Below are 12,631 nucleotides of genomic sequence, written 5' to 3'. Positions count from 1 at the left end.
CACTCAGCGGGAATTGCTGGAGCTTGCGCAATATACGCAAGGACTCCCTTTATTATTCCACCTTCCTCCATATATTCTGGCACCATCACCAGTAAATGCATCCTGCATAAATTTGCTTTTCACCAGTCTATAGGCAAAGACTTTACTCATACGAAAACGCCATGCTCAAGTCTACCGATGAGATCAAGTACTGCTTTTGTTTCAGCAGATGTCCTAAGCATCTCAATTGGTTTTTTGCCACCCAATCCATTAACCGGAGACATCAGCCAATGCATTGCTTTCTGGTGATGTCCTTCAAATAAATTCAAAGCTGATTTATAAACCTCTGCATAGCGATATAACCTATCACTTTCAGCTTCAGTAAAAAAACCCGCTTTATATCTTCTATTAAGTGAAGCGGGTGCTATTGTTGTAATTTTAGCAAGCTGATTTTTCTCAATCCCAGAAATATCAGCCAATTTGCTAAAAACCTCACAGCTAAATCCTTCATGAATTGCCTGATAAAGCCGCTCACCACGCGATGGAATACCAACGGCATCCCAAAAGTTACTTTGATTACCCTGTTGCATAGCATCACCTTTTTTATAATTGATATATTAAGAATATATCACATGATTTAAATTATGCAACTTTGAATATTTTTATCTCATTGCGCATTTTCAATTTTATGCACCAGTGTTAGGTCCACCTCTTTTGCTGTATTTTTCACATCACCAACCCTAAGATTAATCTCATTAATTGGCATCACTTGAACTTTAGCTTTTTCAATCTCAGCACTTAACACATGTCCACCACTTTTATAATCCTCAGCAATATAATGTGTATGGAATCCTGGTACACCAAATCCTTGTGTATATTTAGGGGAGAAGAACATGACCATAGTCCCTTGTACATTGTGATAACTAAAGCGATGTTCATGCTCTTTTAGCCATTCGGCCAATGGTGTATTTGTGGACTTATCAATTTTCTCACTCCGTGCTAAGATTTCCTTAAATGTTCCAGTTAATTTAACCGCATAAGTCAGCTGATTATTTCCTAGTTTTGCTAATAATTGCTGCTGAAACGTAGTGATCTCTACAGGTTTGTTAATGTTAAAACTTAGTTTTTTCAGTGGCATAAAATCAACTGCAGTTAGATAAGACAAGCCACTTGCTGGTTTCATTTGTGTGAGCTTACCATCCATGTTGGCTAAGTAGTACTTACCATCCAACACAATGACTTCACCCAATCCCTCACCTGCACCGACACCAAAATCATTACCTAATGCTTTTGCAGATTTGACACTTATCACTGCATGATAATTGCCTGACATCAGTGCCGTAATTGTTCCATATTGGTATAATGGCGGTGGTGCACTCTCGGCAAATATACTTGTACTTGCAGATGTTAGTAATACAGTTAATGCCAATTGTTTAATTATTCTAGCCACTATACTCTCCCTTTTGGTTTATTTTATTGATAAAAAGTTTTGGCTTTTTCACCATCATGATAAGCAAACAGCGTTTGTGCAACCTGAGTTGAGCCGGTGGTAATATTGCCCTTGTGATCTAGTGCAATCAAACCAACATAATCCTCTAATGCATCACTTTCTTTAATGCTTTTGGCAACTGCTTCATCTAAAGACATGCCATCTTTAACACGCGTATGCACTTTTGCTGCCACTGCTTGATTGACAATATGCTCACCAATACCAGTACATGATATCCCCATAATAGCTGACGCATAGTTTCCAGCAACTGTTGGGCTATCACCCACCCGTCCTGGCACTTCAAAGCCAGCACCTCCTGTTGAGGTTAAAGAGACAATATTACTTACACTATCTAATACAACAACACCAATAGTCCCAGTTAAACCTTTTTTCAACTCAAGATATTCTTGATAACGATGCTCAGTAATGGGGTTATACTCAGGCATTTGTAATATCTCATGAGCAAAGCGCGTCGCTTCATTAGCTGCACGAACACTATGATGTTCATTCAAAAGGGCTAAAGCCACCTCACTGGGATATTGAATATTTTGAATATTAATCACACCTGCAAATTTGGCTTTTGCACCATCCATAATCGATGCTGACATACGCACCTGCCCATCCTGCTGCAAGCGTGAACCCGTACCTGCGTTAAATATAGGATCATCTTCTAATAACTTTGCTGCAAAAACAGCTGTTTTTAACGCATCATCATAGGTCTTAAGAAAAGCATATGCTTCTTCAACAATGGTCAATAGGTGCACATGGTACTCACTAAATTGAGTGTTTTTATCTTCTCTGGCGCCACAGCCACCATGGATAATAATTTTTTGCATTTTTAACATCTACCCTGCTATTAGTTTACAACCTTAACGGCATGTGCATTTGTGTCATATTTACTTCCTTCAAGCAACAGATGCATGCGAATACCAACCAAACTTATCGGATCATCATCACGCGCATGTGACATCGATGAGTGCTCGATATGTGACATATCAATAATCGTTAACGCGCCACTGCCAATGACTTCAATCATACCATCGTCTGCCAAAAATGCCCCCGTATCCTCATCAATCCCAACCCCAGTGACAAATGGATTATATGACAAGGCAGTTAATAATCTACCCAAACGATCACGTTGAGAAAAATGCTGATCAACCAGTATTTTATTGGTTAGACCTAAGCCTGGCGCCATATTAACCATATTATAACGTGGCATAAATCCAGTAGCACCGCCAACAATCATATGTTCAGAAATAAATGCCGCTCCCGCTGAAGTACCGGCCACATGTACACCTTTGGCATTACAACGACGAATCATTTGTGCCACTTTAGTGCCACCAAGCACAGTTGATAACAACAATTGATTACCACCTGTCATAAAAATACCTGTTGCTTTTTCAAAATGCTGAAGATACTCTTCATTATCGGTATCTCCACGCATTTGAATCTCAAGACTTACAGCATTGTTAACCCCTAGAGACTTAAATATTTTGACATATTCACTACCGGTATCTGGCAGCTTAGATGCCGTTGGGATAATAACGATATAGGCATCTTTGTCCCCCGATAATTCGATAAATCGTTGTAAAACCTTAGGTGAAACTAATTTATCTTCACGTCCACCAATCGGGATAATATATCCTCGTTTTATACCTGAAACTTTTGGTGCAGGCATACTTACTCCTATTTGTTCATTATTTACAATATGTCTTAACCAAGGCGCCAACATCAGTAATGCGATCATGACAGCACAGCACACAAACATCACCTTGTTTTAATTGTGAAAGTAACAATTTCGCCCCGGATAGTTCATCATCAACTAAGCTTATTGTATCTTTTTCTAGACCAAAACGAATCAGTGACGCTGCAATTTGCTTAGGAATTTCTCCTTGTGTAGCACCACGCAAATATTTCTTAAGCTCTTTAACCAGAATCTTATCAGGCTTATACTGAGCAATCACTTTTGAGCTAGCTTCAATCAGATTAACTCTGTCACCTGTTGTACCAAACAACAAAAAGAGTCTACCCGCTTTTGTCTGATACGCTTGTGCCAAAGATAAAATCGCCTCAAATCCTGCTGGATTATGCGCGAAATCTACAATTACTATTGCACCTGATTTCAGTATATAGATATTAGCGCGTCCTTGATTTTCTCTTGCAGTATTTTGATACGTACATAACGCGGTCACTATTTTATCAAAAGAAATACCCAAAGCAAAAGCCAAGGCAATCGCATGCAAGGTATTCTCAATATTATGCTTTGCGTGCCCATTCATTGTTAATGGCACGTCACTTAGCTTGACCAAAGACCTGGTTTTTCCTTGTTGCCACCAGATAAAACAGTTATCAGCAACATAACAGGCATGATCATTTATTGTTAATTGATTTAAAACCTTGGATGATATTTTCGCTTGACTGACCAAGATTTTAGGTGTTGATAGCTGTGTTACCAACTGCTGTAAAAGTCCATCATCCATATTAATAATTGCAAAGCTATTATCTTTAGCTAACGCGCGATAAACAATACATTTAGCATCAAATAAATCATTTAAGGTTTCAACGCCATCCTCTCCCATATGGTCATATGAGACATTAGTCACTGTTGCTGCTGAAACTTGCGTTTCAATTAAGCCACGTTTTAACAATCCGCCACGCGCTGATTCTAAAACAGCTACTTCAACATCTGGATTGGTTAATACAAACTGATGCCCCGTTGGTCCTGAGTAATCGCCGCGATCAATAATCTCGCCATTAATAGCAACCCAGTCAGTTGACGCATAACCACTTATTTTACCGGCATGCTGACAGATAAAGTTCGTTAAACGAACCGTCGTTGTTTTACCATTGGTGCCTGTAACAATCACTTGTGGGATATCATAAATATCTTGCCATGTCAGGGATAAATAATCATCGGTTAATAGCGACAACTTATAGCGTCCAATACCTGAGCCAACATAAGCATGATCTTTTTCTCTGAAGATATTTAAACCATGCGCTTTAGCATTAGCATACAGTATACGATACGCAAGATTTTGTTCTTGTTTTATTGTTTGAAGTAAACGTATTTTTTGTGTTTTATCCAACGCCAGTATTTTTTGATGTGAAAATTCATAACATGCTGCTTGCCATGTATAATCAATCACATCACAACTTGCAAGCAAGATGTCGCAAGGTGCGGTAAATGCTAAACGCAAACCCTCACTATATGCCTTATGTGCCAGTTTATACTCAGAAAAGCCAAGCAGAGGTAACAGCCGATCACAGTTTTTTTGCCATAGTTTAATAAGTACTTGTTGATGCGTTTTAAGCGGGATATCAAGCACAACACCGGTTTCATTAAAAAATAAATTCGGCCCAACTAAGCGCCTTGAATAGCCTTCAGGAATTTCATGCATAATCACACCCACTTAATCAGCATCTTCTTCAACAACTGCGACAAGACGCACACCACGTTCATCCGCAATAATGCCACTTTGCATCATCTGTACAATCTCTTTTGCCAAACCATGGTTTTTACTAAGCTCAATCGTTGTATTGGTTTTCGTTGCCACCATATCTTTAGTTTGTTCACCTGCTTTATTAAAATGAATAATCTGCTTCCAAGTGCGTTTAATATTATCGGCAAACACAACTAAAAGATCACCAGCTTTAGCATGTTGTAATGCATAATCAACAGCTTCTTGCTCACTTTCGATAATGTAAATGTTATCTTCAGAAATACCGGTTTCTAGCAATGCTTCTTTTAATTTACGTGGAATTTCACCAAATTCACGCCCTCTTAAACCGTCATCTTGCTTGCAGATAAACTGATCAAAGTAAGGTGCTGCAGCTTTAGCAATATTAGCAATATCCTGATCGCGTCTGTCTCCAGGGGCTGCAATCACACAAGTTTTAATACCTTTAGTATCAATTTGCTCAACGAGTTTCCCCATTGCCGATACAGCTGCTGGATTATGGCCATAGTCCATTAGTACTTTAAACGGATGTTCATCAAACCAATTCATGCGACCTGGCGCTTGATAAAAAGAAGTAGTGAAAGTTCTTAAGCCATTTTTAATATCATCTAAGCTCATGTCCATACTATAAGCAATCGCCACAGCAAACATCGCATTTTGCACATTATGTATAGCTCGCCCTTCCATCGTTGCGGGAATCAAATGTGTCCATAATACCGGCATATGGATATGGTTATCAAAGATCGTGATCATGTCACCATTAACCCCTTTCTCAATAACAACGGCCTTGCCACCAGCACGAATATGCTCTTTGACCAATGCATGTTCTGGGTTCATTGTCACATACATAATATGCTCTGCTTGCGTGTAGGCAGAAAGTTTTAGACAGTGCGGGTCATCGGCATTTAACACGGCAACATTGCGTGCTGCATCAGTAACAATACGTTTAACCTCAGCTAACTCCTCTAGTGTATTGATGCCCTTAAGCCCCATATGATCCTCAGCGATATTAATACATGCACCCACATTACAATAATCATAACCAAGGCCACTTCTAAGCAAACCGCCACGCGCAGTTTCAAAGACTGCAACATCGACATTAGGGTCACGCAACACCATCTGTGCTGACTTCGGACCTGTCATATCTCCTGCGACACTTAGCTTGCCATTGACATAAACGCCATCGGTTGTGGTAAAACCTACACACTTACCTGCAATCTTCCACATATGCGCGACCATACGTGTTGTCGTTGTTTTCCCATTGGTACCAGTAATTGCTGCAATCGGAATGCGTGCGCGTTCAGTATCAGGAAATAGCATATCCATAACGGCTCCTGCAACATCACGGGGATAGCCTTCACTAGGTGCCACATGCATTCTAAAGCCAGGGGCGGCATTAACCTCACAAATCCCACCACCGACTTCTTGATAAGACTGGGTAATATCAGGGGATAGGAAATCAACGCCTCCAACATCCAAACCAATAGCGGTGACCGCACGCTCTGCCATCTCACGGTTATCCGGATGAACGACATCGGTTAAATCAATCGCAGTCCCCCCTGTTGATAGGTTCGCCGTTTTACGCAAATAGCAAATCTCACCACTTGGTAAAACACTCTCTGCAGTAAGTCCGGCTTTTTCTAATAAAGTTAATGCTTGGTGATCAAGCTCAAGACGCGTTAATACCTTTTCATGCCCGACACCACGCCTTGGATCTTCGTTGACGATATCAATCAGCTTAGCAATAGTATGTTTACCATCACCAACGACATGCCCAGGTACGCGTTTTGCCACCGCCACTAATTTACCATTAACCACCAACATACGATGATCAAAACCCTCGATATATTGCTCTAGTATCACCCAGCGCCCATGCTCTTTTGCTACTGCAAATGCTTGTTTTAAGCTTTCATCATCTTGAATATTAATGCTTATTCCACGACCATGATTACCATTTAATGGTTTAACGACCAGGGGATAGCCTAAATGACGGGCAATAGATAAAGCATCATTTTCATAGCGTACACTACGCTGTTTTGGCACAGGCAACCCCAAACCATTTAAAATCGTATTGGTTTGCTCTTTATCACAGGATATTTCAACGGCAATATGTTTAGTCTCACTGGTGATCGTCGCCTGAATACGCTTTTGATACTTACCATGCCCAAACTGTACCAAAGACTGATCATTTAATCGAATATACGGAATATCACGCTTTGTTGCAGCTTCAACTAACGATCCTGTACTTGGTCCAAACTCTTTGCTTTGTGCAAATTTAATAAAGCGAACTTTTTCTTCCTCAAAGTCAAAATTTTTAAGATCAACTTTTAATACCATTTGCAACTCTTCAGGTAACAGCGACATCAATAAATCACGTGCCAAAAAGCTCGCCTGCAATCCAACATCTTTTTGCTTATATTCAAAAACCATATTGTACTGCCTTGGGACACCTGTGCTACGCGTTTTACCAAAGCTTACATTACTGCCTGCAACATCCTGCAACTCAATTGCCACATGCTCCCAAATATGCCCCATCCACGTGCCTTCATCTTCGCGCAGGCGACGAATAAAACCACCCGGTTCGCGATAGGAACAACCGTGCTCTTTCAGTCCTGGCAACGCTTCAATCAGTGCATCAATAAAGTCACTACCTAATTTTGCCGATGGCCATTTTTCTAAAACACCAAGATCGATTACATGTCTGATAACTGGAAAGCCAGCATAAATATTTGGTCCAATATAGACATTCGTGGATAGTATTTGCATTATATTCTCCCTGTTTGTAATTTTTCTCCAAAGACATTAACCGTTAGGATAATCAAAGTTAAACCCTTTGTATACCAGACATTGACACTTCCTGTGTCAGAATTTTTGTATTTTGCATTTTAGTGATTGATAAGATGCTGAATCGTCAATGATAACTTTGCAGGCTTCATAATTGATCGCATGTTTAGCATTCTTTTGAAACTTGGTCAGGACACTGATATTAATATTCACCCTGCTAAAAACGCTTTATCCAATATTAATTTTGCAATAACTTAAATCGATATTTCAATGTTTAACTGCTTATCAATTTCTTGATTATCAGACAATTTAATACCATCTTTTTCCAGCTATAAATTGTTGTTGACTTTCTCCCTACGTTATAAATTTAAATGCTCATTACTTAATTTTAAACAAAACAAATAATGATCTAAAAATGTTAAATAATAACTCTAAACTATACATTGGCATCGTAATGTCGTGTCTGTTAATCACCCAGAGCATGGCATATTCACTAGCTAGTATTAAATCTGTGGGTAAGCAAAGCATAAATCATCAGCGTGTTTTGGTTAGCTCAGCAATTCATTATAATACCAATGGCAATATGTCTAGGGATAATAAAGGGGCAAGATTTAGTTATAATGCGGCAAATGCACTAACACAAGTCAGTCTCGCCTCAGAGGCTAAAGAGAGTGATTATTACTATGCTAATGGTCTGCGCGCTGTGGCGCAAAGTAATACTCAAGTACTTGTGCATTACTATTCACGTAATAATGAACTGTTAAACACAAGCGATGGTACACAACAATCATCCGCGTATTTAATAGCGAATAATGTGACTGTGCGGAGTATCATGAGTGATGCAACTGTGCTGTTACACAATCGTCATGGTTCTGTGATTGGTCAGTTGGGTGATAAGCCGAAGTTTTATCAATATAGTGTCTATGGGGTTCAGAAGACAGAGGACGAAGGACAGAGGACGGAAAATAAAAATGGATCATTAGCGCTTGCTATTAATCCGCTTCGTTATTCGGGCTATATGTTTGATCCATTGACTGGTTTGTATTATCTCAAATCGCGTGATTATGATCCAAGCTTAAGAAGCTTTATCCAAGTGGATAGTTATGCTTTTAATAATCAAGGGTTAATCAATGGTTATTTCTATGGTAACAACAATCCATTAATGGGGGTTGACCCTAGTGGACATAAATTTAATTGGAAAGAAGCTCTTGGAGTCGCGGGTACAGTGCTTGCTTCTGCTTTAACTGGTATTGGGATTGGGTATGGCATGGGGTGGTCAAGTCGCGATGTGAGTGATATAGTTTATCAAAACTGGTACGAAGAAAATTTGTACGAAGAAAAGTCGTTTAAAAAGAAACCTCATGAATTCCTTTTTTGCAGTGAGATCACAGATCGTGTAGTAGACGACCTTTATGGCTCAGAAAATATTAACAAAATGACAAGGACAGGACATAAGAAAGAAATGCTAGCTCGCTTGAGAAGGACTCGTGATGATTTCCTCTCTCAGTATGCATACTATCCTAACCAATACACTCAGAGGTATTATGATCAAGTCAAATTGCTCCAAGTGGACATTATAAACATTATTGCCCATGATTACCCGCTTTCTGGAAGATTGGATAACTATAGGCGCCAAGCACAAACCTTTGCAATGCAAGAACTTAAAGTTGAGTTGGAGAATCTGAAGGAAACTGATAATAGAATGATAACATTGATCTCCTCCCTATTGCATAAAAGCATAAATGATATGAATCGCTCACTTACAGATAATGCTAAAAATATGTTAAAGCAAGTAGGAGTCGCTACTGAACTTTCTTCTGGTAATATGGAGGATATATCTATGTAGATACTAATGCCCCTTAACGCCCATTTCATTTATGACATACTGATATAGTGCTTTTTGTATTTGATAGGTTGGGTGGATATGATCCCAGAAGATATAACGCCATGGGTCATTACACATCTGACCACTGTTTGAAGCCACAATTGTTGCCTTGATATCTGCAGATAATGGCACTTTATTGATATATTCTAGATTATTTTCACTTGTTGCATTTTTCATCAATAGCGCTCGGTAAAAAGCATCTTGATCTTTAGCATATACACTTTGATTAGCAGCAAAATATCCTCCCTGCCAGCAAGACTGCCCAATAACTTTAAGATCTAATCGGGTATGATATGTTTGATTAAAACCTTCAGGATCTTCTAACATCCATTGAAACATCTTATCAAGATCAATAAATTTAACATGACTTTCGGGTGTGGCAAACTGCTTTAGCAAGGTATTGTGTAGATTACTCATATAGCTTAATACGGCTTGATTGCCTAAGTCTTTTGACTCAATCGTCAATGATAAATTGGGCAGCCCAACAATCAATGTATTATCCGCATCAACGTCTCCAATTGCTGAGATAATTTTACCGACAACTTGATTCACCGCATGATCCATTTCCTCTTTACGCATTGATTTGTCTGCTTTGAGATAATCGTTTGCACCGATAAAAAAAATGGCTAATTTATTTTCACCTTGTGACCGGCTTTGTTTATCTAGTTGATACATTTTAACTTCTGCTTCTAGATTATAAGGCAAGCCTAATGGCGTCCAGCTCGGAGCTAACACAACGGTTGCTCCACCTACGGAGTAATTATTCACTATAATGCCATACCTTTTAAGCATATTTTCAAACTGTACTGCCCAAACATTACCATTGGAAAACATGCCATTATAATAAGGGGTTGATTTCGGAATCAGTCCACCTGAGAATTTATAAATATTACCTTGATCACTTAAACTATCACCAAAAATTAATACCCGATTTACATGCTCAAGATCGCTTCCATTTAAATTTAGCGCACTTGAGCAAGCTGAGATAGTAAAGCTTGGAATATTCAAATTACCTGATAATGTGTAACTATACCATGATTTTTCATAAGCTGTGGTTAAACTTCGATGTTCAACCTCCATGTCGCCACTGATCCTCTTAAAGGTTGCATTATTAATTATCCAACCGTTATTTAGTAAATATTGAACACCGGCTAATGGTTTATTCATATCCTTAGAGGAAGTAAAAGATATACGAATATCTGAGGTAGTATGGCTAAATGTATTGCTATTGATATACTCACCTGCTAAGTAATATTGATTAGGTAAAATTTCCGTATTGAAGCTTGTCCCTGCATCATCACCTTTCACCTTAAAAACCACTGGATAATCGCAATTATTCTCTAAAATTAATTCTGATCTAGCATCAGCACTACTAAGTGCAACATATCCCATAAGAGGTAATGCTATAATAGTCGATAGTGATTTTTTATTTGTACAGAACATATATGACTCCTTCCTAGATTCTAATAAACGTTGATGCGTACTTGTGGTGTAACACCTAAGCAGTTCCTTCCACAAAATCATGTCTTATTGAGATTTTATCCACCAATCATAAACAGACATCGTTATCACACCTTGTAAAGGCATGACACACAGGTATTAATCCACACGCATGGCATTGATGTCAAGGAATAAGGCTATGTTTGTAGGTTTTATTTGAGTTTGGAAGATAATCAGTATCTGCATTATCAGTAACTAGATTAGCTGCTGCAAAAATGCGATAAACATCCCTAAGATTATTTTAAGAGAATTAAGTTTCTTGTGAGAATTCTTTATTCTAATAACTTAATTATAACGCTTTGATATGCATCGTTGCTTGTTTAGCATAGTCAACTAAGCGCTGCATGGCGTCTCTTAAGACACTTATCTCATCAGCACAGCTAAGACGTAAATAACCCGATGCGCCAAATGCTGAGCCAGGCATCACTGCCAAATGTTTGGTTTCTAATAAATGCAAACAAAAACTTAAATCATCTTTAAAGCCCAATGCATCAATAATCGGCTGAACATAAGGAAATAAATAAAACGTTGTCTGAGGTAATAGGCAATCTATCTCTGGAATATTTTGTAATGCCCCATAACAAAAGTTAACACGCTCCTGATATGTGGCTAACTGTTGTGATAATGCTGATCTTGGTAAATTAAGTGCTTCTATTGCTGCATATTGTGAAATCGAACAAGCGCATGACATCGATTGTGATTGATAGCGTTTTAGCATATTAATCATATCATCTGGTGCGATGATATAGCCAATGCGCCACCCTGCCATTGCATAGCTTTTGGATACCCCATTGACAATCGCATAACGCGATTTTAACTCTGGCGCCATTTCAAGCAATGTTAGTGGACGCTCTCCCCAGTAAAGCATATCGTAAATATCATCACTGATAACCCACACATCAGGATAATCTTTCAATACACGCGCGATCATACTCAATGTTTCTTTGTGATATATGGCACCAGTTGGATTATGCGGAATATTAAGTACTAATGCCTTTGTTTTGGTATTGAGCTTGGCTCTTATGTCTTGCTCTGTTGGCTGAAAGTCATTGTGATGATCTGTCTTAACTATCACTGGTTTGCCATGCGCAAGCTTAATCATATCGGGATATGATGTCCAAAAAGGTGAAAAGAAAAGTACTTCATCACCTTCATTTAAAATACAATTAAAAATATTATATAAGCTATGTTTGGCACCCGTGGTAACACACACTTCATTATGTTGGAAATTAAACTGATAGTCACGTTGGTAACGTCTTACAATTGCATCTTTTAATGCGACAATACCATCAACTGGAGTGTATTGCGTCAGATTATTATCAATCGCCTTTTTAGCTGCTTCTTTCACCTCATTTGGTGAATGAAATCCAGGTTCACCAACGGCTAAAGAAATCACATCCTTATGTCCTGCCTTGACAAGGCTTACTGCTCTTGCTGCCATTTCGGCGGCTTTTGAACCTTCAACATTTAGCACACGCTGACTAAAACGCTTTGCTTGATCTAACATTCGCTTTCACTCCTTAAAACTATTGACTC

The 12,631-nt window shown here is 38.8% G+C and carries 10 protein-coding genes; 1 reads left to right on the top strand and 9 read right to left on the bottom strand.

The window, feature by feature from the left end; translation table 11 throughout:
• Window positions 1–3 precede the first annotated feature (3 nt).
• The 7 genes from DNK85_RS09760 to cphA all read right to left on the bottom strand — a co-directional run bounded on the left by DNK85_RS09760 (window position 4) and on the right by cphA (window position 7,692).
• On the bottom strand, window positions 4–150 hold the full coding sequence (locus DNK85_RS09760) for an RES family NAD+ phosphorylase (RefSeq protein ID WP_268876847.1): 147 nt from the start codon (window positions 148–150) through the stop codon (window positions 4–6).
• Window positions 147–569 carry a type II RES/Xre toxin-antitoxin system antitoxin gene (gene parS / locus DNK85_RS09755; RefSeq protein ID WP_119329383.1) on the bottom strand — a complete coding sequence of 141 codons (423 nt, stop codon included), beginning with the start codon at window positions 567–569 and terminating at the stop codon, window positions 147–149. The genes DNK85_RS09760 and parS overlap by 4 nt, the downstream gene beginning before the upstream one ends.
• Window positions 570–646: 77 nt before the next feature.
• Complete coding sequence (locus DNK85_RS09750; RefSeq protein ID WP_119329382.1) at window positions 647–1,429, bottom strand: acetolactate decarboxylase; 783 nt, start codon at window positions 1,427–1,429, stop codon at window positions 647–649.
• Between the two features lie 23 nt (window positions 1,430–1,452).
• Window positions 1,453–2,304: an isoaspartyl peptidase/L-asparaginase gene (locus DNK85_RS09745; protein WP_119329387.1), complete on the bottom strand. Its 852-nt coding sequence runs from the start codon at window positions 2,302–2,304 to the stop codon at window positions 1,453–1,455.
• Window positions 2,305–2,324: 20 nt separating this feature from the next.
• Window positions 2,325–3,146, bottom strand: coding sequence for a cyanophycinase (locus DNK85_RS09740; RefSeq protein ID WP_119329381.1), 822 nt, complete (start codon window positions 3,144–3,146; stop codon window positions 2,325–2,327).
• 19 nt (window positions 3,147–3,165) lie between these two features.
• Window positions 3,166–4,866 (bottom strand): Mur ligase family protein, encoded by a 1,701-nt coding sequence (locus DNK85_RS09735; protein WP_119329386.1) that lies wholly within the window; start codon window positions 4,864–4,866, stop codon window positions 3,166–3,168.
• Between the two features lie 12 nt (window positions 4,867–4,878).
• On the bottom strand, window positions 4,879–7,692 hold the full coding sequence (cphA, locus tag DNK85_RS09730) for a cyanophycin synthetase (protein ID WP_119329380.1): 2,814 nt from the start codon (window positions 7,690–7,692) through the stop codon (window positions 4,879–4,881).
• 433 nt (window positions 7,693–8,125) lie between these two features.
• On the opposite strand from cphA, the gene DNK85_RS09725 reads away from it, so the two are divergent.
• A complete protein-coding gene (locus tag DNK85_RS09725) occupies window positions 8,126–9,556 on the top strand; it encodes an RHS repeat-associated core domain-containing protein (RefSeq protein WP_119329379.1) in 1,431 nt (476 codons plus the stop codon).
• Window positions 9,557–9,559: 3 nt separating this feature from the next.
• Here the strand turns inward: DNK85_RS09725 and DNK85_RS09720 are convergent, their stop codons facing one another.
• Both DNK85_RS09720 and DNK85_RS09715 read right to left on the bottom strand, forming a co-directional pair.
• Window positions 9,560–11,038, bottom strand: coding sequence for an SGNH/GDSL hydrolase family protein (locus DNK85_RS09720; RefSeq protein ID WP_162896662.1), 1,479 nt, complete (start codon window positions 11,036–11,038; stop codon window positions 9,560–9,562).
• Between the two features lie 346 nt (window positions 11,039–11,384).
• Window positions 11,385–12,602, bottom strand: coding sequence for a pyridoxal phosphate-dependent aminotransferase (locus DNK85_RS09715; protein WP_119329377.1), 1,218 nt, complete (start codon window positions 12,600–12,602; stop codon window positions 11,385–11,387).
• Window positions 12,603–12,631 lie beyond the last annotated feature (29 nt).

It is taken from the genome of Cysteiniphilum halobium, assembly GCF_003574425.1.
Taxonomy (GTDB): domain Bacteria; phylum Pseudomonadota; class Gammaproteobacteria; order Francisellales; family Francisellaceae; genus Caedibacter; species Caedibacter halobius.
This window is presented reverse-complemented; position numbering and strand designations above follow the sequence as displayed.